This is a genomic window from Shewanella hanedai (assembly GCF_007197645.1).
GTDB lineage: Bacteria > Pseudomonadota > Gammaproteobacteria > Enterobacterales > Shewanellaceae > Shewanella > Shewanella hanedai.
Map to the genome: position 1 here is coordinate 38,795 of NZ_VKGK01000014.1, position 25,582 is coordinate 64,376.

A 25,582-nucleotide genomic window follows, 5' to 3' on the forward strand; every position below is an offset into this window, starting at 1 on the left:
ACTAGCCTCCTGCTACCACTGAAAAAATCTCAATTTCATCCGCATCTTCACACACCCTTTCTTGCCAATGAGCTCTAGGGACTATTTCACCATTACACACCAAGGCCACTGATTTAGGCTCTATCTGCTGTTTGGTAACTAATCCCGCTAAACTCATCCCCTTCGGGATAACGAGTGCCTTATCATTCATCAGCAGTTCTATCATCAGATCGTCATTTTCCATCACCTCATCTCCCCTGTTAATACTCTGCATGACACACCTCTTTTTGAGCATCTAAAAGTAAAGGGTTAATAACACCTGCACACACTGGACACTTAGGATTTCTGCTCAGACTTGCTTCGCGCCACTTGAATTCTAATCCATTGAACCTAAGTAACTTGCCACACACCTTCCCGACACCAAGTAAAAGGTTGATTACCATTAAGGTTTGTATTGATGCCAGAGTCCCTACCATTGGCCCCAACACACCGGCTGTGCTGCAGCTTTTCGTCACGATAGAATCTTGCGGAAATAAACAGGCATAACAACCTGCATCGGGGGCTTGTTTCAGATCCACTGCAAACAAAAATCCTGAAAAGTGCGCCACTGATGCGGTCACTAACGGGGTAGGAAAACTGACACATGTTTGGTTAACATGATGGCGAGTCACTAAGTTATCACTGCAATCTAGCACGATGTCAGCCCACTCGATGATGCCACTGGCATTGTCGAGTGATAGCCGCTTTATGATCCCATTGATCTCACTATTCGGGTAACGCTGCATTAACTTGTCACGGGCACGCGACGATTTATACTCACCAATATCCTTATCATCAAATAACAGTTGTCTAGGTAAGTTAGATCTTTCAACGCGATCATCATCAACTAAGGTTAATTGCCCCACCCCAGCAGCTGCCAGATATTGCGCTGCCAGCTGCCCTAATCCGCCAACACCAACAATCAGCACCTTTGCTTTCTTCAGTGCTGATTGACCTAGTTCACCAACCTCAGGCAATAAAATTTGCCTTGAATAGCGCATAAACTCATCATCACTGAGCGGCATCACATGCCTCCCATAACTCGCTAAGCCTTTTATAGGCCTTGGCTGGATTTTCAGCTTGAGTCACCGCTCTCACCACTGCAACATCATGGACTTGAGTTTGCTTCACCGCTTCAAGATTAGAAGCCTCGATTCCACCGATGGCCACTAAAGGATAATGTTCACCCAATAACGCGACATAATGCGTCAACTTATCTAAACCTTGGGGGGCTGATGGCATCTCCTTCGTCGTGGTGGGAAAGATATGTCCCAAAGCAATATAGGAAGGAGTCATTTGATGAGCCAGCAGTAACTCGAAATAGCTGTGACTCGACACGCCCAAAGCCGTGCCGCTCTCGGCTATCTTGACAAGATCAGCCCTGTTGAGATCTTCTTGTCCAAGGTGTATGCCATATGCGCCGTGTTTAAGTGCAAACTCCCAATGATCGTTGATAAACAACTTGGCTTTATAATCACGACCTAGCTGAACCGCAGCATCTATCTGTTGCTCTATATATTGTGTTGTTCCTTCTTTGATCCGCAATTGGATCGTCTTCGCCCCAGCTTCGAGTAAACTCTGCAGTAAAGCGACAGTGTCCACCACGGGATATAGACCCAAAGACTCATCAATTGAGTGAAACTCGATACCTTCAGGTAATGAGGGGCCTGAATCTAACGTGGTGATCTTAGGATAAAGCCTCAGATCTGACGGCCAGCCCGTGCGTGCTAGCGGACCTGCACCGCAGCCAACCTGATAGCTAGCAGCAATTCCGGCTGTAACATAAGCTTTAGCCACAACAATGGCATCGTGCAGCACGTAACCTTGAGCCATCACGCTCGCGATTGCTGAGCTTAGCGTGCAGCCACTGCCATGGGTGTTTTTGCTCGCAACACGCGAACCCGATAGCAGGAAGCTTCGTCCTTGATGCAATGGTGAACTCCCTTGTGCATCACGACAGACAAAAATATCTTGTGAACATTCAGCAAGCCAAGTTGGACCGAGATCCCCTCCTTTGGCTAACACGTTGCAGTTCAGCTGCTTGGATAAGCTTTGGGCTGCTTGTAAACACGCGGCTTGATCGACCAATCTCGCTGCTGAATTAACATCATTCTTGTCCACCAGCGCCGCTAGCTCTGCAATATTGGGCGTAATTAAGGTTAACAAACCATCAAAGGGTGAAAAATCTAATCTAGGATTTAGCGCATCGCCACAAGTGGCAAACATCACGGGATCCAAGATGATGCTCACCTGCACGTCACAACCCTTCTGATAGCTGCAAAGCTCATTCTTAAGCCAGTTAGCAAGGAGAAGGATCTGACTTTGGTTGGCTAAAAGACCAATTTTGATCGCCGCCGGCGGCAAATCTTGCAATAGCGTATTCAGCTGTGCGCTAAACATCTCTACAGAGACTGCTTCAACCAAACTGACCGTCACCGAAGATTGCGCCGTTAAACACGTCAGCACACAGCAGGGATGACAGTCCAAATCTTGTATGGTTAACAAGTCAGCCTGAACGCCCGCTCCACCACCACTATCAGAACCTGCAATGGTCCACACCACTGGTTTGGTTGCTAAGGGCTTTAGCATTGAAACCGTCATGGCTTAAACCTCAGCGTCGGCTAAATCGGCATTGGCAGGGCTTGCTTCATGGTAAAGCTCAGCCCCTTTCGCTTTAAATTCTGCCGACATCTGATCCATTCCCGCCTGAATATCCGTGGCATTCTTCGCTTTATAACTGGCATTTGATTGCAGCTTAATCTCTTGCGCTGCCGCGTATTCACGCACCTCTTGGCTTATCTTCATCGAGCAAAACTTAGGACCACACATGGAGCAGAAATGCGCAACTTTGGCCGATTCTTGTGGTAAAGACTCGTCGTGATAAGCACGAGCCGTTTCAGGGTCGAGTCCTAAGTTATATTGATCTTCCCAACGAAACTCAAATCTCGACTTAGACAGCGCATTATCGCGGATCTGCGCCGTTGGATGTCCTTTAGCCACATCACCAGCATGTGCGGCTATTTTGTAGGTGATTAATCCCTGTTTAACATCTTCTTTATTCGGTAAACCAAGATGCTCTTTTGGGGTCACGTAACAGAGCATGGCGCAACCATACCAAGCGATCATTGCAGCACCGATCCCCGATGTAAAATGATCATAACCCGGTGCTATATCCGTGGTTTGTGGACCTAGAGTATAAAATGGTGCCTCATCACAAATCTCAAGCTGCTTATCCATATTCTCCTTGATAAGGTTCATAGGGATGTGACCAGGTCCTTCAATAATGGTTTGAACATCATACTCCCAAGCGATTTTCACCAACTCGCCTAAGGTTTCTAACTCACTAAATTGCGCTTCATCATTAGCATCTGCGATCGAGCCAGGGCGCATTCCATCCCCCAGTGAAAGCGAAACATCATAGGCAGCACACAGTTCGCAGATCTCTTTAAAATGTTCATAGAGGAAGTTTTCAGTGTGGTGAGACAAGCACCACTTGGCCATAATAGAACCACCACGAGACACAATGCCCGTCACTCGCTTGGCCGTCATTGGCACATACCGAAGCAGCACTCCAGCATGTATGGTGAAATAATCTACACCTTGCTCAGCTTGTTCTACTAAGGTGTCTCTAAATACCTCCCATGTTAGATCTTCTGCCACACCATTAACCTTCTCCAAAGCCTGATAGATAGGCACGGTTCCAATAGGCACTGGTGAGTTACGAATGATCCATTCTCGAGTTTCGTGAATATAACGTCCGGTAGAGAGATCCATCACGGTATCTGCTCCCCAACGCGTTGACCAAACAAGCTTTTCAACCTCCTCCTCAATCGAAGAGGTCACGGCGGAATTACCAATATTGGCATTTACCTTCACCAAAAAATTACGCCCTATAATCATAGGCTCAGCTTCTGGATGATTAATGTTCAATGGGATAATGGCACGACCACGGGCAATCTCTTGGCGTACAAACTCAGGAGTGATCACTTGGTCTATGGACGCGCCGAAACTCTCCCCTTTGGCTTTTTGCCTCAGGACAGCATCAGTGATGCCACTTTGCTCCATATTCTCGCGGATGGCGATGTATTCCATCTCAGGTGTAATGATCCCCTGCCTTGCGTAGTGAAGTTGAGTCACACACTTGCCAGCTTGGGCTTTCCTTGGAGGAAGTAGGGAGTCGAACCTAAGATGATCCAGCCCATCATCGGCTAGACGTTGTTGTGTAAAACCGGAGCTCACACCCTTGAGTTGTACGGTATCTCCTCGCTCCTCAATCCAGCTCTCTCTGAATTTAACCAAGCCTTTACGCACATTAATTTCAGCGTCAGGGTCTGAGTAAGCGCCAGCACAGTCATACACTTTTAACGGGGCATTAGGTTCTAAAATTGGATCAGATTCAGTGCCGCCAACCATAGTATCGGACTGTAAGATTTGACGCATGCCAACACGCAAGTCTTCACGACTACCGATCAGGTATATTTTTTCTGAATTAGGATGTTGAAGAGGTTTCAACGTATCAATAAACTGTTGAGCTTGAGCTCGGGTTTCACGACGATTTGACATAAGCAATCTCACTTTAAAAAGAAATGAAGTTGCTTGCCAGGAGATGTTGAACAGCAGGTACATCAACAAAATGTGATGCATCAAATAAAAACAATTAACTCAGTAGCGAAAATGAAAACGTAAAATCACTAACACAAAACGCACGAATTTATTGTAATTATCATGCTTGTTTCCTTCGCTGGTATTAACCAGATCAGGTTCAACGGATCCCGAATAAACGGTCTCAGCCCTTAGGCACTCCGACAAGATGGAAACGAGTATAAACGTAAAACAACAAATTAAACAAGCGATTCCATAGCAAATAGACACTCATTAGCATGAAAGTTTTAAGTACCAATAAATATATGATTATTAATAAGTAAAACGAATAATGTGACATTGAATACCAATATATTAGGTGTCGAATGAAAATTTATCACTTTAACCTTAACGTTTTATGCCCATTTTTTCAGCTCTTGCCGCGATGGCTTTCTGCAGATCAGATACCAATGACTTGCCATCACAACGAAATGGGTAGCCTAAATTTTCAGCATGAAGGTTAATTGGGTTTGGCGTCTTGACGACCCGATAGCAGGTCGAACCTTGTTTAACAATACGATTTGGATCTAACTCACTGTCAAATGTCCTAGTCGCAGCCCAACTATCATATTCAGGAAGATTTAGAATAATCATCTCGCCATCCATCTCACTCAACGAACGCTTTCGGGTATATCGCGTCGATTCCTCAATCACCAGTTCGTCAAGAGCTTGGGCCCGTTGCCTTTGAAAATACCCTTGAGTAGATTGACTTAAATTGAGGCTCGGTTTGCCTATCTGATCTGAAGTCCCTTTATCAAGTGTTTTAACCACGGCAGGATTGAGGTCTTGATCTACGACGTCTTCGAGCAGTGCTTTGTCTTCAGCCAATAAGACTTCAACAGCCGTCACCTCTGCTTCTTTTACAGTATCAATATTTAACGGCTCGTCGGCAGGTATTTTATCTAATGGGGTTTGTGCTTGTTCAACATCTGGTATTTGCTCAACAGCAACGTTATCTGCTATCACCTCAATCTTGGGTTCGTAATAGATATAAGCCTTCAATTTGGGTAATTGCTGTTTTGGGAAGTATAAAACTTGTGGTTGCCATGCTTGCTGAAGGAGCAGAATTAACAACAGGTGGCCAATGGTAACCATAAACACAAAGATCAAATTTGTCCGATAACGCCTAAATCCATTGCATTCATTCGAATTAACCCCGTCTTTTAGGCCAGCTCCAAAGCCATCGACACTATTTGATCCCTGAGTTGAGTTTGCGTCGACTAAATTGACATCAATAACATTGAGTTCAGATTGCTCTACTAATGAACCACGCTCAGCAGACAAACTTGCTAAAACGGGCACACACTGATTAAACCTGAAAGCTTCATCGGGCAGCTCATCGAACTTGATGGTAAATTCTTTCGCTTTATCACTTTTGAACGTCACTTTATATCAATTCCATTTAAACCGCCTCATGAATCCCCATGGCGATATGACAAACAGAGAAGGCTAATATTAAGATGTTGGAGCTGATATAAAGTTCATTTTAAACATGATATTGCATAAACTGACTAGAATTGTTCATTCCAGTGCAGATTACTGCTAAATTCTCTAAGTAAAAACGATTACATTTGGCGTACACGTGTACGCTCAGTGGTAGTTTAATAAACTTAATGCTGTTAGACTCACCAAAACGGCCTAACCAAAAGTTAATTTATCCTATGTCATCTCAGGAAACGTGTCATCAAACGACACCTAAGCCAACACTCAACTCGAGTGGTTATACCCAAATTGAAGAGGCCGCAAATAGTATCAGTCACGCATTGGGGATTATTGCTGGGGTTGTGGCCCTGATTTTCTCAATCATCAAGGGTCAAGACACACTGACAAGTATTGAAATGGCTGGGGTGGTTGTTTATTGTGCCAGCATTGTTTTGCTCTTCTCTTGCTCCACGGCCTATCACAGCGTCTCAAACCCTAAGTGGAAACATAAGCTAAAGATTGCCGATCACTGCGCCATCTATTTTCTGATAGCGGGTACCTATACTCCATTAATGTTATTAGCGCTTAAAGGGGAACAGGCAAATATCATCTTGATAGGCATATGGTCATTGGCGCTGGGTGGCGTGTTGTTTGAAACCTTGTTTATTAATCGATTCAAAAAATTAAGCGTCATTCTGTATCTTGCTATGGGATGGCTGTGTGTCACCGTCATGGGCGACATGATCGTCAACATGACCCCCTTAGGTTTCCAACTCCTGGTCGCTGGAGGATTATTTTATAGCTTTGGTGTGATTTTCTACGTGGGCAAACGTATCCCCTACAACCATGCGATTTGGCATCTGTTTGTCTTGGCTGGCGCTGTAAGCCATTTCCTTTGTGTTTATCTAACCTTATTGTGATCTACACCACATAACGCTAAGCGTGTGCGTCATATCGTCACAGTATGACGTACCGAAAGAGCTGCTTAACTTGACAAAGCACACCTTTAAAAGAGGGCTTACTGTTGCTGATTAAACTCGCTAAACACTTGCTCTAGTTCAACAATCTCTTTATTCATACTGGTTAAACGACACATCTCTATAATGCACTCTACCGTGCATAAGCCTCCTTGGATCTGATTGCGTCTTAGACTGAACTGAGATGATGTTTTCTGCGAAAGCGCAAATTTCTTTGCGGCTTTTAAGTAAGGGCTCTGCCTTAACATCTTCCTTGCCTCTTGCCAGGTTGCATCTAATATAATGATGGTTTGCGGTGGGCAGTCCAGATATTGAGCTTCATTATCAAGTTCAACGTTCTGATTTAACACCTTATCACCCACCAATACCGCTTCTGCTTTAGGAAAAAGAACCGCCGCTTTACCGCTGTCCAGCAATGCCATCAGTTCCTCATTTGAATCAACCCTTGACCAAAGCACACGGGAACACCATTGGGGGAACAAATTGAGCGCTAAGATACCTGTATTTGTCGGACGCAAAACCTCACGCTCATGGGTTAATAATATTACCTTCATCACTCTCTCTGCATTCATCATTTAATGTTTAAATAGGTGAAAAACCATTAACGACCAAAGCGACAAAGACTTTGCTGGTAGACATCATGCTTCCCAGTTATAATTGCGAACAATTATCATTACTAAAAACCATCAGTAAGTCTCATCTTATGCTTTTACCTATATCAGGTCTTTTTTCTCATCTGCAATTTAAATTGTTCAACTATTTTGCCATCTCACTGTTAGCTATTTTACTGATAGCAACAGCCATTGAAAGCTTAGTATTGAATAAGTTACTTACTTTACCGCAATCTACTCAACAGCAACTCACTACTCTTGCAGAACAAGCCAGTCAATTGGTAACAGAGGGAGATATTGAAGCACTTGCCGAATGGGAGAAACGACAAGACTTTACTCTGTATATTCTCGACAATGACTTTCAGGTTATTAGCCAGCGAGAGATGCATCCCCATTTCATCTTTAAGCTAAAGTACTTAAAACAATTAAAACAGCCTCTGGGCGATCGCGTTCAAAAACCATTAATTGGTGTGCCGCTCTCCCCTCATCTGTATGACAAACTTGGCCAGCAACAGCCACAAGATTTAACCTTAGTCGTGCAGCTAAACGCCAACCTACACCCCGCCCAGCAACTCAGCACCAGTTTATGGATAATACGTACCTTAGTGGGGTTAGCCGTTTTGTTGATGTTTACCTCCATTCTCAGCAAGTACTTAATCACACCGCTAAAGCATTTACAGTCGGGTACCCAAGCACTGGCAAGTGGCAAGCTCGACACCCGTATTGCGCAAAACTTTTCAGCTAAAGAACATGAGTTTTACCGATTAGCGACTGAATTTGACCATATGGCTGAACAAGTGCAGCAGTCTATGCTCAATCAACAACGATTAGTAAGAGATGTCTCACATGAATTGCGCACGCCACTGGCTAGGCAAGAGATCGCTTTGCACTTGCTTGAAAAACAACTTGCAGGATCTCACTCAACGCTTATCTCCAGATTGGCTCACGAAAATGCCGAGATGTCGTCATTAATTAATACAATGCTTAACTTTAGTCGGCTTAACAATGCCTATATAGAACTCAATATCAAAGCATTTCCGATTAATGAAATACAAACCCGGATCCTTAATGACATTGAATTTGAAGCTAAAGAACATCAAAGCATCATCTGGGATCCGATGTTGAACACGCTTATCGTTAATGCTGATCAAAGCCTGCTATTGCGCGCCATGGACAATGTACTTAGAAACGCCCTTAAATACGCAGGTGAGCACTGCACTATCCTCGTCAGTTACACCCAAAATGCTGCAGGAGTAACTTTAGTGATCGCCGATGATGGACCCGGAATCGATAAACTTGAGCTAGAAACCGTGTTTAATCCATTTACACGTATGGATGATGCCAGACATTCAAGCCAAGGAGGTTATGGCTTAGGGTTAGCGATAGTAAAACAGAGCATGAAACTACTTGGTGGTGAAGTGACAGCCGAGAACCAAGAGACAGGTGGTTTAAAAATTAATCTATTCATCCCGAATTAAGCACTCCAACCTATAAGTTTTTAAGCAGAAAAAAGCTCATTATCAATACATCGATAATGAGCTTAAATTCACTCGCAATATCACCCGCGAGCTAATCAACCGTATTTGATCACTTTACGTAGTGCGATCTGCTGTTTTAATTTTGAAAGATGATCGGTGAACACCACACCATTAAGGTGGTCCATTTCATGCTGGATAACTATGGCTAAAAAGGTATCCGTTTCAATTTCGAAAGGATGACCATCTCTATCAAGAGCCGTGACTTTGACTTTTTCATTTCGAGCCACTTTAGCGCGGTAACCAGGGATGGATAAACAGCCCTCTTCACCCACAAACTCACCTTCTGCGGAAACAATTTCAGGATTAATCAGGACTTGAGGTTCATCTCTTTCAGGCGAAAGATCGATAACCAATATCGCATGCTCACTACCAACTTGAGTCGCTGCGAGTCCAATGCCGTCTTCTGTGTCGTACATGGTTTCTAACAGATCATCAATAAAGCCCTGCACCGCACTGATATCAGTAACCGGCTTAGCTTTTCTTTTTAATCGTTCATCGGGTATGGTGAGAATATCCAGTACGGCCATTAAAATCACATTCAAACAAAAAAATTTGGCGTTATTATGACTTAATTTTCTCTAAAGGCAACTTTAACAATAGATTATGATCATCGATATTATCGATAACCCTCACTTCCCTCTCTCTTTATTATCACTAAATTAACATTTTTATTACCTTGTATTCTTTTTTTGTAATCGTTAGCATTAACTTATTGTATAAAATATACGGAAGAATAGTGATGAGTAAAACGGTACGTACTCCGCTGCCAAAGACGTTTTTTGTCGCCAACACAATGGAAATATTTGAACGACTCGCTTGGTATGGATTTTTCACGCTTTCATCACTCTATATGACCTCGCCAACACTGCAAGGTGGTTTGGGCTTTACCGATCAAGAGCGCGGCTTATTACAGGGAATGATCCCATTCTTTCTCTATCTCTTTCCGGTGCTAACCGGTGCACTCGCCGATCGATATGGTTACCGTAAGATGTTTCTACTGGCTTATGCCATCATGAGTCCGAGTTATTTTATCTTAGGTCAGGTAGACACCTTTGCAGGCTTCTTTATTGCTTTTATGGGGGTGGCGTTAGGAGCTGCTTGCTTTAAACCTGTCGTAACAGGAACGGTGGCAAGAACGACAGATGCTACCAATCGCGGCCTAGGCTTCGGTATTTTCTACATGATGGTCAATATTGGCGGATTTTTAGGGCCTTTCATTGCAGGATATGTTCGTGCAATTAGCTGGGATTGGGTGTTTATTATGTCCTCGTTCTGGATCGCAGTAAACTTGATCCCCGCGCTACTTTTTTACAAAGAACCCACAGATCAAGCCAAGCAAAAAGGAAAGCCATTAAAAGCCGTTCTGGCCGATATTCAGGAAGTATTGGGCAACCTTCGCTTTGCCATTCTATTCTTTGGCACCTTAGTGATTTTAATGTCCTACGGGGCAAAATGGTTAACAGGATCTGAGACTCTATTCCTCTATCTTGGTTGGTTTACCGGACACTACCTTTGGAACCTGAGCGCGAGCAAACAAACAGGCGCCCCATGGTACAGACAGAAGATAACCGTCGGTAATAAACCCTTTGTCACTTATCTATTAATTCTGTCTGGTTTCTGGATGGTCTATCAGCAGATATTCATCACCTTACCTATCTATATTCGTGACTTTGTCGACACCTCAGATCTCGTGGCAATGTTGGCTCACTACCCTAGCTTGTTAGCCTTCTTTGCACATGTCGAGCTCAGTGCCCTTCAAGCAGAGCTGCTCAGGCTAGCTCAGGCAGTGTCTGGACAAGAGATTAATGTCCAACATGCATATTTCGAATTAGTACATTTAAAAGTGATGGTTCCAGTCAATGAGCTTAGCCAAGGATTGGCCGCTATCGCATCGGAGCCGGCAACGGCGAGTAATTATGCTCAAACATGGGCGGAGCAACACCGACAGATTAATCCAGAGTACTTAATTGGTCTCAACTTCCTCTCTATCGTGCTGCTTCAGATCATTGTCAGTCGCTTTATTGAGCGTTTTCAGGCTTTACCTGTGCTAGTGGGCGGTACCATTATACTTGCTTTAGGGACGGCATTAGGTGGAATAGCCCACGGAATGATAATGGGAGGAGCCATGGTGCTGACCTCGATATTGGTCTTCTCTATCGGTGAGATGGTCGCCTCTCCTAAGAGTCAGGAGTACGTCGCCAGCTTTGCTCCACACGATAAGAAAGCCATGTTTATGGGCTATTACTTTGTGTCATCAGCAATCGGGTTTTTGCTTGCTGGACCACTGTCAGGTTATCTCTACTCAGAGGTCGCCAAGAAAGCGGAGCGTCCGGATCTCATGTGGTTTATCATCGGTGGGTTTGGCTTGCTAACCGCAATAGGACTTATCTTGTTCAATAAGTTTAGTGCTAACAAGCTCGTATCGGATGCAGACTCCCAAGTCATCGGCGCCAGTGTTGAAAGTACGTAGATAACGACAGTATTAACAATCAGAGCACTCAAAGTACACGCCGAACAACTCGGCGTGTGCCAATCTCTAACTATAGATTAAAACTGAGACTGAACGGCAAATACCCATTTCGTTTCCTCAAGCTCAACATCATCGATACGGTTTGCTTCATAGCGATACCTAATTTCCCACGACCACTGCTCTGTGAGGCGATAACCCAGTGATACCCACGCAGTCCCTTCAAATCTTTCGCGACCATCGATAGCTGCACTCACTTCAGTTGACACTTGGTTGTACCACCTATCAGTCCAAGGTTTCAACATGGACACACTGGCATTAGCAGCGAAACTGTTACTGCTAGAATGATCATCAATACTCAGGTAATTTGCAGCGACTTCGGTAAACACTAAAGTCTCATACCAACCAATATATTCGCTGATCACACCCACTTGATACTGGTAGTGACTAAGACGACCGATCTCAGTCTCGGTTTTACCATGATTAATTTTGGCGCTAATATTGAGGTTGTTACCTTGACCCACTGGCGCATAGAGGTAAGACAAGGTCCATTTATCTCCGCCTAGATTCGTGTTTAACTCAACTTTTTGTGTCTCCCCTCCTAATCGCCCACCGACTTTAAGTACGTCAGCATCAAATCCTATCCCCACAGAAGTGGCTAAATTAAGTGGATCGCCAATATGACGATTGAGCTGTGCCTGGGCTGAAGTAGAGACACCAGAGAGGAGAATCAGTGCTAGCGGGAGAGTGATTTGAGTTGAATATGACATTGGTAACACCGCGAAAAATTATATTATCACTTTTAAAAAAACAGCCATCAAGAGCTTTTACTTTATATTACAGCAAGATAACCAGTTACAAACAGGCACTCACAAGTGACAGCAAATGTATCCATCATAAGAACATGCATACCTCTAGTCACCATCGGCATATCTCGCTATGATAAATTTCTCTAACGATTTGATGAGAATGGCATGTCAGAGCAAAGGGCTGTTAGCCCAATAGAAAAGATTTGGTTTATTGTTAACCTCATCCCTAAAGGTAATGTGAGTTCATATGGAAAAATTGCTGATTTAGCAGGGCTTCCAGGTAGAGCAAGATACGTTTCAACCGCGCTGAAACGAGCCCCTAAAGAGATGCTATTACCTTGGCATAGAGTCATCAATAGCCAAGGAAAAATTTCGTTTGAAAGTAAGAGTCAACTCTATCAAACTCAAATGGAGCTTTTAAGACTCGATGGAATTGAAGTGAACCGAGGAAAAGTTTCATTGTCTGAGTACGAATGGAAACCAGATCTTGCCACTCTCATGTTTGAGATCCCTTTTTAACTCGACTTGCTACTTGCTATCAAATAACGAGTGAAGCAAGATAAAGTATGTTTCGAGTTATCTTTAACACACTGAATCAATTAAATAGAAAAAGTATTCATCGTTAGCGTGACCAAATTAAAAGCTCAAAAATTTAGACGACTGTACTTGAGGAGACCTCTTTGTCAAAAGGTAAAAATCTGTTAATCGCAATACACCTTTTAAGTGCTAGCTTTGCTATTTCGGCTGCGCCTAGCCCGCTTACTCCCCAAACAGCTGAGTATCAAGTCTATTACGGCAGTATTGAACTTGGTAAAGCTAGATACCAACTCCCAGCTCCCGAAGGTAATGTTTATCAATACCGTTTTGATAGCGACGTGAGCCTTTTAGTGCTATCTGATAGAAGAAATGTCCGCAGTGACTTTATCTCTGACGGCGACCAGCTAACACCAATGCGTTATACCCATAACCGTAAAGGCACCGGACCGAGCTTTCAGGAACAAGCGGCCTTTGCGAAGGAGCAATCTGTTGTTCATAGCCGTTATAAAGATGAACGCGCTAAGTTACCCTATACCGACATTTTATATGATCCCCTGATGGTGCAACTTCAGTTCCGTCTCGATTTGGCCAAAGGTAAGAAAGACCTGCACTATTCCATGGTCAAAGAAGGTGAGATAGATGAGTATGACTTTCGCATCATAGGAAAAGAGCGAATGAACATAGACAGCGGCAGTTATGAAACCGTTAAAATTGAAGTGGTGAGAGACAGTAAGAAGCGTCAAACCTTTTTCTGGATGGCACCGGATCTTGGCTATCTGCCAGTTCGTCTGACTCACTTTGAAAAAGGCAGTAAGCAGCTTGATATCAAATTACTGAACTACCAGTTTTCAGAACCAGCGCGGCCAGTTAAACCTTTACCAACAGAGGCTGAAGCGACAACGCAGACACCTTAATACATCCATAGTCTAAATATCAAGATGCCCAAATGATAACGATCATTTGGGCATCTTTGATTGCAATCAGTATAAAGATTTTTTAAAGCGATATTTCGGGCTGCTCACTCACTTGATAATGCCGTTCAACATCTTTGGTGATTGTTCCCCACACAGAGTGTCGCACGCGAGCTTGATGAAATTCAAAAGCAGTTTGATTTGAAAACACTTCATAGACATTAAAACGATTTTTATCGCCACAATCCTGAGTCACTTCAAATAGCACACAGCCTTGCTCTTGTCTTGTTAGCTTAATATGACCAGCAAGTGCAGCGATTACCGCGTTAAGGTCATCATTTTCTACAAGTCGATACCCAAACTGCCTGGAGATGCTCGTTTCAGAGGCCTTGCGCGAGTTCAATTCTAGGCGTATTAGTATTAGAATGGTTACTCCCTTTTAAGCTAGTACAACAACGAAGTGGGCTTGCGCAAATCCTTCTCTGATGGGTTTTAATGTGCTTTATTCTGCGTTATTGATTTTGCCAAGGGAACAACCATTACCTACAATCAACATCTTGCCTAAAGCACATTAAATTCCCACTGAATCCTGCATTTCCAAGTAGCTTGGGTATTTATCCCTCTAAAATCACTTTTCTCAAGATCAACACCTCAAAAATATAAACTCAAGGAGGCTAGCCTTTACGTTGCTGCAAATAATCGATAATGTCACTCGACTCATATAACCAACGTACACTGTCATTTTCTTCAATACGAAGACAGGGAACTTGTTTCTTACCGCCGCCCTCTATCAACTCGTCTTTATAAATCTCGCTAGAGTGTATGTTTTTGTGCTCGAACTCTAGCCCCATCATTTTTATGGATAGTAGTACCTTGATACAGTACGGACAGGTATTGAAATAATAAAGCTGTACATCATTCAGATTTTTAGCTGACATTTGATTTCCTTAAAACATAATGAATACGAATTTAGTTGTGGTTAAGCATCAATCAGGTAATACGGCGACGATTTCAACTTCAAGATACCTGAAATACCATGGTTTATTGAGGAGGTATTCTCACCCCTTTACGAAACAGTTCCCAATCGCCTGCCGCTAATATATGCCACTCTTCATTATTGGTTAATGGGCGAGTAGCAATCACGGTCACGATATCATTGGGTGTTGTCTCCTTATCGAAATCAATCACCACATCGGTGTCGATAAGTGTTGCTTGACCAAATGGTGCTTTACGCGTGATGTAACAGAGATTGTTACTGCAATAACTCATCAAGTGCTCACCATCACTTAAGATCATGTTGAACACGCCTAATCCGCGGATCTCATCAGCTAAGCTTGCTATGTATTGAAACACAGGCCTTGCATCTTCAGGCTCTTGCTCACCAAACTTCTGTACCACTTTCTCTAATATCCAACAAAAAGCTAACTCGCTGTCAGTAACACCTACTGGTTGAAAGCGAGAAACCACAAATTTCTCTTCATAGTCTGACAGCTGACCATTATGAGCATAGGTCCAGTAACGTCCCCACAGTTCTCGCGTAAATGGGTGTGTATTTTCAAGTGATACACAACCGCGGTTTGCTTGCCTTATATGACTCACCACGACTTCACTCTTAATCGGGTAGGATTGGATCATCTTCGCGATATGAGATTCACTGCTTGGACAGGCATCTTTAAACGTACGACTTCCCTTACCTTCGTAAAAAGTAATGCCCCATCCGTCTACATGCGGCCCAGTAACACCACCTCTTTGAGCTAAACCAGTAAAACTAAATACTATATCTGTCGGCACATTCGCGCTCATCGCCAGTAGTTCACACATCAAGTTTGCCTTTTTATTTTTACTTCTTATTTTCTATTCTAACTAGTTGAAGGTAAAAGTGGAATCACACACAAAAACTAAATATTTAAACGTTTGTTTTAAATAATGCTTGTATTAAATAACACTTAGGTTTAAATTTTATGCGACACAGGTCAGACCACAACCTATAATTGTGATATTGATCTATGTAAATAATTGGCGATAAGTAATCAAATAGATCGCCCTATTAAGGAGAATAACAGTGACTACCCTACTTTGGACTCTTGCGATGCTTTTTGTGTTAGGTGCATTAACCTACCTCAGAGTATCTCTACTTACATCTAGTTTCATCGCCGCAATCGTCCTTACGATCGGCACAGCGACTGAAGCTGTTAGTCCCTTAACTTGGATTATCTTTTTAGTTATCGCATTACCATTGAACATCAACTCGTTTCGTAAAACTTACCTAACGAAGCCAATGCTTAAGATGTATCGCGGCATCATGCCTGAGATGTCTTCTACTGAGAAAGAAGCCATTGAAGCAGGTACAACTTGGTGGGATGCTGATCTTTTCGCAGGTAAGCCTGACTGGAAGAAATTGCACAACTATCCAACAGCACGTTTGACCGCTGATGAGCAAGCATTTATCGATGGTCCCGTTGAAGAAGTGTGTAAAATGCTCAATCAGCATCAAGTCTCTCATCAACTTGGCGATCTGCCTCAAGAGATCTGGCAGTACCTGAAAGATCACGGCTTCTTTGCCATGATCATTAAGAAAAAATATGGCGGTCTTGAATATTCAGCTTATGCACAATCGCGTGTATTACAAAAACTAGCTGGATTAAGCAGTGAGCTGGCTTCGACTGTTGGTGTACCTAACTCTTTAGGCCCCGGCGAGCTACTGCAACATTATGGTACTCCCGCTCAGCAAAACCATTACCTACCAAGATTAGCGAAAGGTTTAGAGGTCCCTTGTTTTGCACTCACCAGCCCTGAAGCTGGTAGTGACGCAGGCGCTATCCCTGATTTTGGTATTGTTTGTAAAGGTCAGTGGGAAGGTGAAGAAGTTCTGGGCATGAAACTAACCTGGAACAAACGCTATATTACCCTTGCACCAGTAGCGACCGTATTGGGTCTTGCATTTAAACTAAGAGATCCTGACAGCTTATTAGGTGATAAAGAGGAACTCGGTATCACCTGTGCACTTATTCCAACCGATATCGAAGGCGTTGAAACAGGACGTAGACACTTCCCGCTTAACTGTATGTTCCAAAATGGTCCTACTCGTGGCGATGAAGTATTCGTACCATTAAGCTTTATCATTGGTGGACCAGAGATGGCTGGCCAAGGCTGGCGTATGCTGGTTGAATGTCTGTCTGTAGGTCGTGGTATCACGTTACCGTCAAACTCAGCAGGGGGCGTTAAAACAGCCGCGATTGCAACTGGGGCATATGCGCGTATTCGTCGCCAGTTTAAATTACCTATTGGTAAGCTTGAAGGTATTGAAGAGCCAATGGCACGTATCGGCGGAAACGCTTATTTAATGGAAGCGGTAACTAGCCTAACAACCACGGGTATTGATTTAGGTGAGAAGCCATCGGTTATCTCAGCCATCGTTAAGTTCCATCTCACCGATAGAATGCAGAAATGTGTTATCGATGCCATGGATATCCACGGTGGTAAAGGCGTATGCCTTGGACCAAACAACTATTTAGGTAGGGGTTATCAAGCAGCACCTATTGCAATCACGGTTGAAGGTGCAAATATTCTGACCCGTTCTATGATCATTTATGGTCAAGGTGCAATTCGTTGTCACCCCTATGTACTCACAGAGATGGAATCAGCATTTGATCCCGATGCAGAGAAAGGATTAAGTGACTTTGATGCTGCCATATTCGGTCACATTGGATTTACTGCCAGTAACCTTGTACGCAGCTTCTGGTTAGGTTTAACCTCAAGCCGTTTCTCTAACGCGCCTTATTCAGATAAAACAAAACGATATTATCAGCACATGAACCGCTTCAGTGCTAACTTAGCGCTATTGTCTGACTTAGCGATGGCGAGCCTAGGTGGCGAGTTAAAACGTAAAGAGCGTATATCTGCTCGTTTAGGTGATCTGTTAAGCCAACTTTATCTGGCCTCTGCTACCTTGAAGCGCTATGAAGATGAAGGTCGTCAGACAGAAGATCTTGCCTTAGTACAATGGGCTGTTGAAGACTCACTTTATAAACTACAAGATTCACTCGATGATTTGCTAGATAACTTTCCTATGGGACTTGGCCGTGTACTTCGCGTTATCTTGTTCCCGTTCGGTCGTCCACTTAAACGCCCAAGCGATATACTGGACCATAAAGTGGCTAAGATCATGCAGACTCCCTGTGCAAGTCGAGAGCGTCTAGGCAAAGGTCAGTTCTTCACGCCATGTGAAAACAATCCTGTCGGTATTCAAGAGCAAACGTTTATAAACATCATTGCTTGTGAGCCACTGCACGATAAAGTGTGTAAAGCTGCCGGTAAACGTCTGCCATTTATGTGGCTTGATAAAGTCGCCGCTGAAGGTAAAGCACTTGGGATCTTAAGCGAAGATGAGATAGCGCTACTTGAACGTGCTGAAATTGGACGAATGAAGTCAATCAACGTTGACGATTTTGATCCCGATGAGCTCAAAGCCATGACGGTTGTGAAAGCTAAGCATGAACAAGCGGCATAATCGTTAATGAGTTAATCAATAATGACTATCTGTTAGGGATTAATAAAAAGGAGGCATTAGCCTCCTTTTTTATGTCCGAATAATAATTACCCTTCCTGCTTATCTAAATCGGCTACGTCACCAGTAGTATTCTCAGCAGAATCCACTTCACTTTTAACCTGTTTTTCTAACGCTAACTTCTCAGCTTCTGCCACACGCTCATTTTCGGCTTGTGTTTTAGCCCAATTCTGCGCTTCCATTGGCAGTAGGCTAATTAACTCAATGCCATTTTTAAGTTCAGTATCAGAAGCGGTAAAGATGTTAACTTTGCCCTCCTCCACATAAATAAGTGGCATGGCAGTTTCACCGTATCTGTCTTTAAAATTCTTAAAGGTGAAATTTTCAGTGATATTAGTGCTCTTTATCTGCGCGCCCTTCGCCATTAAACTGGCCAATTTTGCGTAAGTCACAGATTCACCGAACAAACACAGGCTTTTTTGATAAGACTCTGAAAGCTGATGTCTGGCACTGGCTTCTTCGTTATGCATCAAACCAAAGACTTTATTGCTGCCAAAGAGATCCTGAAAATGAAAACTCACTAATGGATTAAGCTGCCGGTAGGGTGAGATCACTAACAAACGCCCTATTCCTTTCATGTCCATAAAGTTACCCGCATGCTCCGACGCCGGATTGCCGAAATACACAGGGATGTTATCCATTCTAGCCAACCTGATATTATCCCAGTTATTATCGGCCAAAGTAACGGTGATGTTTTTGGATTTAAGCACTTTTGCCAACTCTCGGGAGAAACTCGCCGCGCCGAAAATCAACAACCCTTGTGATTTACCGGCATTAACCCCTAAAAATCGTGCCCATGGTCCTGCTGTTAAACTCTGGATAACAACCGTTCCAATGATAATGAGAAACACCAAAGGAACAATTAATCCAGCCCCTTCAACGCCTAAATTTTCAAGTTTAATGGCAAACAGTGAAGAAACCGCTGCAGCAACAATACCTCGTGGTGCCATCCAACTTAAAAACCATTTATCAGGTCGGCTTAGAGAAGTTCCGATGCCACAACACCATACGCTTAAAGGTCTGGCGACAAACATCACCACAGCTAATACAGCCAACCCTTCCCAACCTAAACTGAGTAAAGCATCAGAGTCGAGCCTTGCTGCGAGTAAGATGAACAAGGCCTAAATTAACAGTACAGTGAGGGTTTCTTTAAATTCGATAATATCTGAGATGTCCACGTCACGCATATTAGCTAAAAATATGCCCATCACAGTAACCGTCAATAAGCCTGACTCCTCCTGCACCAAATTTGATGCAACAAAGATCCCCAACATAATCGTCAATACGGCTGTATTTTTTAGGTAATGCGGCAGTAAATTGTGCCTTAATATGTACCCTACAAAAAAACCAGTAACAGCGCCAAAACCCAGCCCAACACCTAACATATAACCCAAAGCATGCAGCATGTGTGTCGTTGGATCTGCCGCAACTGCGATATATTCAAATACAAGCACAGCAAGCAGTGCACCGATAGGGTCGATAACGATGCCTTCCCAACGCAAGATACTAGCCAGTTCAGATTTAGGTCTTATGCTGCGTAACATAGGTACAATAACCGTTGGGCCAGTCACAACCACTAAAGCACCAAAAAGCATCGCCATTTCCCAGCTAAAACCAAGTAAAAGGTGAGTCGCGACACCGATACAAGCCCAGGTGATTAAGGTTCCTATAGAGACTAGGTTTGTGACCATACGGCCATGATCTTTTATCTCTTTAAAATTAAGCGTTAATGCGCCTTCAAACAGGATAACTGCCACACCTAAAGAGATAATAGGAAAAAGAAGATCACCAAAGATTTCATCAGGCTTAAGAAAGCCTAAACCAGGGCCGATGATCAAACCACAAAGCAGAAGTGGCAAGATAGCGGGAAGTCGCATTTTCCAGCCAATCCATTGACAAAACAAAGACAAGATCCCCAACAAACCCAGCATGGCAGTGATCTGCTCAACCATATAACTTTCCTTAAATAGTGTTTCAGTTAATAACTGCAGTATTGAGTATATGTCAGCTGCAAATATTACGTAGCTAACAAGCTAACACACCTTTATGTTTCTGCTAATAAAGAGTGCTATTCAGAATATAATTCTAAGTTTGCTGGACGCGGGCCTCTCACTAAGGGAGAAAAACTCACCATCGACTATTTGGCTCAGCAATATAGCTCAATGGGCTTAACAGGTGGCAACAACGGAGATTACTTTCAAGCAGTGCCTATGGCTAAGTTGACCTCAAAGCAAAATATGCTGTTATCAATTGATGACCTTAGTTTTAAAGCTGGCAGTGAATTTACCGCCAGAACTCAACAGATGGAAACGGACATACAACTAGATAAATCTGAACTCATCTTTGTTGGTTACGGTATAAATGCACCTGAGTACCAGTGGAATGATTATCAAGATATCGATGTGAAAGGGAAAACCGTCATCATGTTGGTGAATGACCCAGGTTTTGCCACTCAAGATCCTCAGCTATTTACTGGGAATGCCATGACCTACTATGGCCGCTGGACGTATAAGTATGAAGAAGCCGCAAAGCAAGGTGCAAAAGCTGTGTTTATCATCCATGAAACCGATGCTGCCGGCTATCCCTGGAGTGTGGTAGAAAGCTCTAATACTGGCAGTAAATACACCTTGGTCGATGATGAAAATAACACCAGCAAGTTGCCAATAATGGGCTGGATACACCATGATGCCAGTGAACAACTATTAGAAAAAGCAGGACTCACACTGCCATCGGTCAAACAGCTTGCGCTGCAGTCTGACTTCAAAGCCATACCATTAAATCTAACAGCTGACTTACTGCTGAAAACAGAGATTGAACACGCTCAATCAAATAATGTCATCGCCTTAATTAAAGGCACTGAAAAACCAGATGAAACCATTGTCATAAGTGCCCATTGGGATCACTTTGGCACTAAACACACTCCCCAAGGCCCCGAAATTTACAATGGTGCCATCGACAATGCTACCGGCGTTGCTGCAACATTAGAGATTGCCCGGATACTAATGGAGCAACATAAATCCACCCCATTTAAACGCTCCATCCTCTTTGTCAATTTTACCGCAGAAGAGACTGGGATGATCGGATCAGAACTTTTTGCTCAAGGTGAGATATTACCTACTAAGAATATGGTTGGCTTGTTGAACATCGATGGCATGAATGCACTTGATGGCGTCGACTATATTTTGCAGTACGGCAATAATATGTCTGAATTGGAAGAATATCTTGAACAAGCGGCAGCTAAACAGCTACGTAAGGTTAAGTTAGATCCTCGACCGCAAAATGGCCTCTTTTTTCGTTCTGATCACTTCTCTATGGCAAAACAAGGCGTTCCAGGATTGCTATTTATGAGTCTAGGAGACACTGATCCTGATTACATCACTCATAAATATCATAAAGAAGCTGACGACTACTCTCCTCTATGGTCATTAGGTGGAATGGGTCAAGACATCGCATTAATCGCTGATATTGCCAGCACACTTGCAAACAATGATGATTGGCCTAAATGGAAAACTGATTCAGACTTTAAGAAGCGAAGAGCAGAGGATGGCAAATAGCTTCATATCCCCATCAGATTTAGTTTAAAAAGTCTCAGCAGAAATGCTGAGGCTTTATATTTGGCGGAGCGGAGCGGACGGGACTCGAATGTGCCTTCGGCACGTGAGACAGGCCGCTTTCTATTCAAAAGAAGCTAACCAACTGAACTACCGCTTTTATACCAATCAGTATAAGAAGTTGATCTACTCAGAGTGTTTTTTGGCAAACTAATTCAAGGCGAATGGATGACATAATGGTTGTTCCCTTATGAGTTCATTCAGCGCAGAAGTAGGCAGCCAAAAACACTCCTTACAGGCGAGTTTTAGCGGTTCTGATGCTGTGTTAACGAGCTTAACCGTAGAATAACTATGCTCTTCACTCGCTGCAAGCCACATGGATGTGGTGAATGTCATTAATGCAGGAGCAATTAATGACCTTGCCTCAGGACCGCTAAACTCTCGCTGAGCGATCAAATCTTTATACTGATTGGTATTATCACTGAATGAGAATATTCTACAATTTTCATATACAAAAAAGCCCTCGTCTTTCGACAAGGGCTTCGTTGTTTGGCGGAGCGGACGGGACTCGAACCCGCGACCCCCGGCGTGACAGGCCGGTATTCTAACCAACTGAACTACCGCTCCTAAACTTAGTGGTTTATAAGCTGTTTAACTGTTATGTCACTAACAATGAAACTAAATTTAGACACTTGATTGGCGGAGCGGACGGGACTCGAACCCGCGACCCCCGGCGTGACAGGCCGGTATTCTAACCAACTGAACTACCGCTCCACATCAAGTTGCGGTGAATAATACGGATGACAGCAGCTCTCGTCAATAAAAACTTTTCCACTTATTACTGTTCAGTCAAAAAAGCAGCAAATCGAATGAAATAACTGCTTTTACTCACTAAAAACAACGTCTATGGCTTAGGTGGATCTTCCGGCATCGTCAGATCTATCTCATCTAATGCCACACCCGCCTCCTGTTGTTGCGCTTTTTCTTGATCTAAACGCACTTGAGCAGCTGCGAGTGCTTCTTTTAAAATTCGACGTTTGCGCCAAATTAACAGCCCCAGAGTACCAAAGAGCAACAAACACACGTTCACAGTGACTATCCAGAAAATAGCCTGATCCTTTGCTTCTTCCTCTTCAATAGCCGCTTTCTTTGCCGCCACTTCTGCTAGCTCTTCAGCGGTAGGAGGCGGTGGCGGTGGTTTGGGGGGCTCAATGAGATTAAAAAATCGCTCAGGCAGAGTCAGTACAATCTCTCGACCCGACACTAAGGTCGTCATCACCATGCCTTTTATACGATAACTGCCGTAATCAGAGACTTCAGGTAAAACCAACTCAGTTTCCGTCTCAGATAAACCATGAATAATTAACGGTAACTGGAAACCTGCAGGGCCAACAAACTCAAGATCTAAATGGGTTTCCTTTAATAGAATGTGACCAGGTTGAGCTTCGATCAATAATTTCCAACGTTCATTGATAGGATCTGCAGGTTCAATAACAGCTATATCGATGGGAGATGGAGACAATACAAACGGATAGTTAACCTCACGGTTAAAGACATTGTTTTGCGCTTTTACCGCTAAGCTATATCTTCCCCAAGGCTGATTTAGACTTATATCTGCCGTGAATACCCCATCATCAGGACGCTCATCTAACCCCTCGCCATTATCCTTGTAAGAGCCAACAATTCGAGTCCCCGCAGCGAAGTTTTCGTCTCCAGCCTCATGTCCACTGATAAATTTTGCGGTCCAGTCAACCAGATAATCCAATCCTGGCATTCTCAACCTCTGTTTATCCGCTAATAACTGAGACGTTATTTTTAAACGCTCTCCCTGATAAAGAGGTTGAGGAACTTCTTCTACCCATATTCCTAGCTCGGAGACTTTCTTTAAGACTGAACCTTCGGCCACGCGACCAATCAATTGCCAAGGTCCCGGTAAAGGTTTTTCAATGGTAATGATGTCACCGCTTAATCCATCGACCCATTGCACACTTTCAGGGTGACGTTCTGCGTACCATTTACTGCCATCAGGCAACACAATAACAACAGGTCCACTGCCAAATTGACGTTGTATGATTAACGTCATACTGTCGACCATGTGATCGATTCGAAAACGGTTTTTTAATTCGCTAGCTTGTTCTAAAGGCACGATATTAGCCAGAACCTGCCCACTATACGCGATGGCACTCAAAGCGATGAAGCCGTAAATAAAATCTCTAATCTTAAAAAGTGTCATAAAGTGACATCTATCCTCGCCAAATACATTGCCCTGATTTTGCAACTAAATCTAATCGTTCTTCATGCATAGTAAGTTCATCGGCCGTTGCACTGATCACTTTAAGTTTACTGCGATTTATACTTAAACGATTGATCCCCCCCCCTTCCTGACCCTCTTTTTCAGAAGAGAGGTTAAACTTGGTTTGACCACCCGTCATCATCAGGTAAACGTCGGCTAATATCTCGGCATCGAGTAAAGCACCGTGAAGATCACGACGAGAGTTATCGATGCCATAACGCTTACATAACGCATCCAGGTTGTTTTTCTGACCAGGGTGAAGAAATTTAGCAATCGCCAATGTATCTAAGATTGGACAGATATCGGCAGTCTTTGGGCCACGGGGTTGCAGCAATGAAAACTCATGATCCATAAAGCTAACGTCGAAGTTCGCGTTATGAGCCACAACTTCAGCCCCGTCAATAAACTCGATAAAACTTTTGGATATTTCAGCAAATTTAGGTTTATGCGCAACAAATTCGTTTGTGATACCGTGGACTGCTATCGCTTCTTCATCAATCAGTTGTTGAGGATTGATATATTCATGGTAATGACGTCCAGTTAACCGACGGTTAATGACCTCTACACAACCAATTTCGATAATACGGTGACCCAAATAAATCGCACCGACACCTTGGTTCATACCTGTGGTTTCGGTATCGAGAATGATCTGACGCTTTGCACTTGATACAATATTCATAAGATTAATAGCACTTAATAAGTTTTTGGGTATACTCTCCCAATGATTCGACTATGGTAACAACTTGATGACGGTACTGAAACAGCTCTCAATATTTACTGATGGCTCTTGCTTAGGTAATCCAGGTCCAGGCGGCTACGGTGTGGTAATGAAATACAAAGCACACACTAAGGAGTTTGCCGATGGTTTTCTGTTAACCACAAACAATCGCATGGAGTTGCTTGCACCTATTATCGCACTAGAAGCATTAAAAGTACCCTGTAAAATCGTACTAACAAGCGATAGTCAGTACATGAGACAAGGGATCACTCAGTGGATCCATGGCTGGAAAAAGAAAAACTGGATGACCTCAACAAAGCAACCGGTTAAAAATGTCGACTTGTGGAAACGCCTAGATAAAGCCGCGGCTGCTCATGAGATCGATTGGCGTTGGGTAAAAGGACACACTGGCCATACTGAAAATGAGCGCTGCGACACCTTAGCCAGAGTCGCTGCAGAAGCTAAACCGACTCAAGAGGATCTCGGTTATCAACCAAATGCTTAGGCTCTAATAGGAAACTA

At 43.4% G+C, this 25,582-nt stretch carries 20 protein-coding genes, 2 tRNA genes, 2 pseudogenes and 1 riboswitch; of the genes and pseudogenes, 8 read left to right on the plus strand and 16 right to left on the minus strand.

Going from position 1 to position 25,582, the window contains the following annotated elements; genetic code table 11:
- Position 1 precedes the first annotated feature (1 nt).
- From thiS to FN961_RS12610, 5 genes are all read right to left on the minus strand, one after another.
- Positions 2-253 carry a sulfur carrier protein ThiS gene (gene thiS, locus FN961_RS12590; RefSeq protein WP_229814697.1) on the minus strand — a complete coding sequence of 84 codons (252 nt, stop codon included), beginning with the start codon at positions 251-253 and terminating at the stop codon, positions 2-4.
- Positions 240-1,043 carry a HesA/MoeB/ThiF family protein gene (locus FN961_RS12595; RefSeq protein WP_144040530.1) on the minus strand — a complete coding sequence of 268 codons (804 nt, stop codon included), beginning with the start codon at positions 1,041-1,043 and terminating at the stop codon, positions 240-242. The genes thiS and FN961_RS12595 overlap by 14 nt, the downstream gene beginning before the upstream one ends.
- Positions 1,030-2,619: a thiamine phosphate synthase gene (gene thiE, locus FN961_RS12600; RefSeq protein ID WP_144040531.1), complete on the minus strand. Its 1,590-nt coding sequence runs from the start codon at positions 2,617-2,619 to the stop codon at positions 1,030-1,032. Before thiE ends, FN961_RS12595 begins: the two co-directional genes overlap by 14 nt.
- 3 nt (positions 2,620-2,622) lie before the next feature.
- Positions 2,623-4,581, minus strand: a complete 1,959-nt coding sequence (gene thiC, locus FN961_RS12605) for a phosphomethylpyrimidine synthase ThiC (protein WP_144040532.1) — start codon at positions 4,579-4,581, stop codon at positions 2,623-2,625.
- A 153-nt stretch (positions 4,582-4,734) separates the two neighbouring features.
- A riboswitch (TPP riboswitch) is annotated at positions 4,735-4,833 on the minus strand.
- Between the two features lie 174 nt (positions 4,834-5,007).
- On the minus strand, positions 5,008-6,045 hold the full coding sequence (locus FN961_RS12610; RefSeq protein WP_144040533.1) for a hypothetical protein: 1,038 nt from the start codon (positions 6,043-6,045) through the stop codon (positions 5,008-5,010).
- Positions 6,046-6,320: 275 nt separating this feature from the next.
- Between FN961_RS12610 and trhA the strand changes: the two genes are divergently transcribed.
- Positions 6,321-7,001: a PAQR family membrane homeostasis protein TrhA gene (trhA, locus tag FN961_RS12615; RefSeq protein ID WP_144040534.1), complete on the plus strand. Its 681-nt coding sequence runs from the start codon at positions 6,321-6,323 to the stop codon at positions 6,999-7,001.
- Positions 7,002-7,099: 98 nt separating this feature from the next.
- On the opposite strand, the gene FN961_RS12620 is transcribed toward trhA, so the two are convergent.
- Complete coding sequence (locus FN961_RS12620) at positions 7,100-7,612, minus strand: tRNA-uridine aminocarboxypropyltransferase (RefSeq protein ID WP_144040535.1); 513 nt, start codon at positions 7,610-7,612, stop codon at positions 7,100-7,102.
- Positions 7,613-7,761: 149 nt separating this feature from the next.
- On the opposite strand from FN961_RS12620, the gene FN961_RS12625 reads away from it, so the two are divergent.
- Positions 7,762-9,147 (plus strand): ATP-binding protein, encoded by a 1,386-nt coding sequence (locus FN961_RS12625; RefSeq protein WP_144040536.1) that lies wholly within the window; start codon positions 7,762-7,764, stop codon positions 9,145-9,147.
- A gap of 95 nt (positions 9,148-9,242) precedes the next feature.
- Here FN961_RS12625 and def read toward each other — a convergent pair whose 3' ends face one another.
- On the minus strand, positions 9,243-9,734 hold the full coding sequence (def, locus tag FN961_RS12630; RefSeq protein WP_144040537.1) for a peptide deformylase: 492 nt from the start codon (positions 9,732-9,734) through the stop codon (positions 9,243-9,245).
- A 212-nt stretch (positions 9,735-9,946) separates the two neighbouring features.
- Here def and FN961_RS12635 point away from each other — a divergent pair, with 212 nt between their 5' ends.
- Entirely contained in the window at positions 9,947-11,677 is a 1,731-nt protein-coding gene (locus FN961_RS12635; protein WP_144040538.1) for an MFS transporter, read from the plus strand.
- 77 nt (positions 11,678-11,754) lie between these two features.
- Here the strand turns inward: FN961_RS12635 and FN961_RS12640 are convergent, their stop codons facing one another.
- On the minus strand, positions 11,755-12,444 hold the full coding sequence (locus FN961_RS12640; RefSeq protein ID WP_144040539.1) for a hypothetical protein: 690 nt from the start codon (positions 12,442-12,444) through the stop codon (positions 11,755-11,757).
- A 204-nt stretch (positions 12,445-12,648) separates the two neighbouring features.
- Here FN961_RS12640 and FN961_RS12645 point away from each other — a divergent pair, with 204 nt between their 5' ends.
- Positions 12,649-13,002, plus strand: a complete 354-nt coding sequence (locus FN961_RS12645; RefSeq protein ID WP_144040540.1) for an MGMT family protein — start codon at positions 12,649-12,651, stop codon at positions 13,000-13,002.
- Positions 13,003-13,163: 161 nt separating this feature from the next.
- Positions 13,164-13,934: a DUF3108 domain-containing protein gene (locus tag FN961_RS12650; protein WP_144040541.1), complete on the plus strand. Its 771-nt coding sequence runs from the start codon at positions 13,164-13,166 to the stop codon at positions 13,932-13,934.
- Between the two features lie 82 nt (positions 13,935-14,016).
- Here FN961_RS12650 and FN961_RS12655 read toward each other — a convergent pair whose 3' ends face one another.
- The 3 genes from FN961_RS12655 to FN961_RS12665 all read right to left on the minus strand — a co-directional run bounded on the left by FN961_RS12655 (position 14,017) and on the right by FN961_RS12665 (position 15,752).
- Positions 14,017-14,334, minus strand: a complete 318-nt coding sequence (locus FN961_RS12655; RefSeq protein ID WP_229814698.1) for a putative quinol monooxygenase — start codon at positions 14,332-14,334, stop codon at positions 14,017-14,019.
- Positions 14,335-14,605: 271 nt separating this feature from the next.
- Positions 14,606-14,869: a glutathione S-transferase N-terminal domain-containing protein gene (locus tag FN961_RS12660; protein WP_144040542.1), complete on the minus strand. Its 264-nt coding sequence runs from the start codon at positions 14,867-14,869 to the stop codon at positions 14,606-14,608.
- 103 nt (positions 14,870-14,972) lie between these two features.
- Positions 14,973-15,752, minus strand: a complete 780-nt coding sequence (locus FN961_RS12665; RefSeq protein ID WP_144040543.1) for a class II glutamine amidotransferase — start codon at positions 15,750-15,752, stop codon at positions 14,973-14,975.
- Positions 15,753-15,993: 241 nt separating this feature from the next.
- On the opposite strand from FN961_RS12665, the gene fadE reads away from it, so the two are divergent.
- On the plus strand, positions 15,994-18,441 hold the full coding sequence (gene fadE, locus FN961_RS12670) for an acyl-CoA dehydrogenase FadE (RefSeq protein WP_144040544.1): 2,448 nt from the start codon (positions 15,994-15,996) through the stop codon (positions 18,439-18,441).
- Between the two features lie 86 nt (positions 18,442-18,527).
- Here fadE and FN961_RS12675 read toward each other — a convergent pair.
- A pseudogene (locus FN961_RS12675) lies at positions 18,528-20,450 on the minus strand (cation:proton antiporter).
- Between the two features lie 138 nt (positions 20,451-20,588).
- Between FN961_RS12675 and FN961_RS12680 the strand changes: the two are divergent.
- A pseudogene (locus FN961_RS12680) lies at positions 20,589-22,052 on the plus strand (M28 family metallopeptidase); the annotation flags it as partial.
- A 547-nt stretch (positions 22,053-22,599) separates the two neighbouring features.
- Here the strand turns inward: FN961_RS12680 and FN961_RS12685 are convergent.
- The 4 genes from FN961_RS12685 to dnaQ form a co-directional block, all read right to left on the minus strand.
- A tRNA-Asp gene (locus tag FN961_RS12685) sits at positions 22,600-22,676 on the minus strand.
- Between the two features lie 70 nt (positions 22,677-22,746).
- Positions 22,747-22,823 (minus strand) — tRNA-Asp (locus tag FN961_RS12690).
- A gap of 130 nt (positions 22,824-22,953) precedes the next feature.
- A complete protein-coding gene (locus FN961_RS12695; protein ID WP_144040546.1) occupies positions 22,954-24,282 on the minus strand; it encodes a TIGR03503 family protein in 1,329 nt (442 codons plus the stop codon).
- Positions 24,283-24,292: 10 nt separating this feature from the next.
- On the minus strand, positions 24,293-25,021 hold the full coding sequence (gene dnaQ, locus FN961_RS12700; RefSeq protein WP_144040547.1) for a DNA polymerase III subunit epsilon: 729 nt from the start codon (positions 25,019-25,021) through the stop codon (positions 24,293-24,295).
- Positions 25,022-25,088: 67 nt separating this feature from the next.
- Between dnaQ and rnhA the strand changes: the two genes are divergently transcribed.
- Entirely contained in the window at positions 25,089-25,565 is a 477-nt protein-coding gene (rnhA, locus tag FN961_RS12705; protein WP_144040548.1) for a ribonuclease HI, read from the plus strand.
- The last annotated feature ends 17 nt before the right edge of the window (positions 25,566-25,582 follow it).

Coding starts and splice junctions, on each gene's coding strand:
- rnhA (WP_144040548.1), top strand. CDS start 25,089: ATGACGGTACTGAAACAGCTCTCAATATTTACTGATGGCTCTTGCTTA.
- FN961_RS12645 (WP_144040540.1), top strand. CDS start 12,649: ATGTCAGAGCAAAGGGCTGTTAGCCCAATAGAAAAGATTTGGTTTATT.
- trhA (WP_144040534.1), top strand. CDS start 6,321: ATGTCATCTCAGGAAACGTGTCATCAAACGACACCTAAGCCAACACTC.
- FN961_RS12620 (WP_144040535.1), bottom strand. CDS start 7,612: ATGAAGGTAATATTATTAACCCATGAGCGTGAGGTTTTGCGTCCGACA.
- FN961_RS12595 (WP_144040530.1), bottom strand. CDS start 1,043: ATGCCGCTCAGTGATGATGAGTTTATGCGCTATTCAAGGCAAATTTTA.
- FN961_RS12660 (WP_144040542.1), bottom strand. CDS start 14,869: ATGTCAGCTAAAAATCTGAATGATGTACAGCTTTATTATTTCAATACC.
- def (WP_144040537.1), bottom strand. CDS start 9,734: ATGGCCGTACTGGATATTCTCACCATACCCGATGAACGATTAAAAAGA.
- thiE (WP_144040531.1), bottom strand. CDS start 2,619: ATGACGGTTTCAATGCTAAAGCCCTTAGCAACCAAACCAGTGGTGTGG.
- FN961_RS12695 (WP_144040546.1), bottom strand. CDS start 24,282: ATGACACTTTTTAAGATTAGAGATTTTATTTACGGCTTCATCGCTTTG.
- FN961_RS12640 (WP_144040539.1), bottom strand. CDS start 12,444: ATGTCATATTCAACTCAAATCACTCTCCCGCTAGCACTGATTCTCCTC.
- FN961_RS12635 (WP_144040538.1), top strand. CDS start 9,947: ATGAGTAAAACGGTACGTACTCCGCTGCCAAAGACGTTTTTTGTCGCC.
- thiS (WP_229814697.1), bottom strand. CDS start 253: ATGCAGAGTATTAACAGGGGAGATGAGGTGATGGAAAATGACGATCTG.
- FN961_RS12665 (WP_144040543.1), bottom strand. CDS start 15,752: ATGTGTGAACTACTGGCGATGAGCGCGAATGTGCCGACAGATATAGTA.
- dnaQ (WP_144040547.1), bottom strand. CDS start 25,021: ATGAATATTGTATCAAGTGCAAAGCGTCAGATCATTCTCGATACCGAA.
- FN961_RS12625 (WP_144040536.1), top strand. CDS start 7,762: ATGCTTTTACCTATATCAGGTCTTTTTTCTCATCTGCAATTTAAATTG.
- thiC (WP_144040532.1), bottom strand. CDS start 4,581: ATGTCAAATCGTCGTGAAACCCGAGCTCAAGCTCAACAGTTTATTGAT.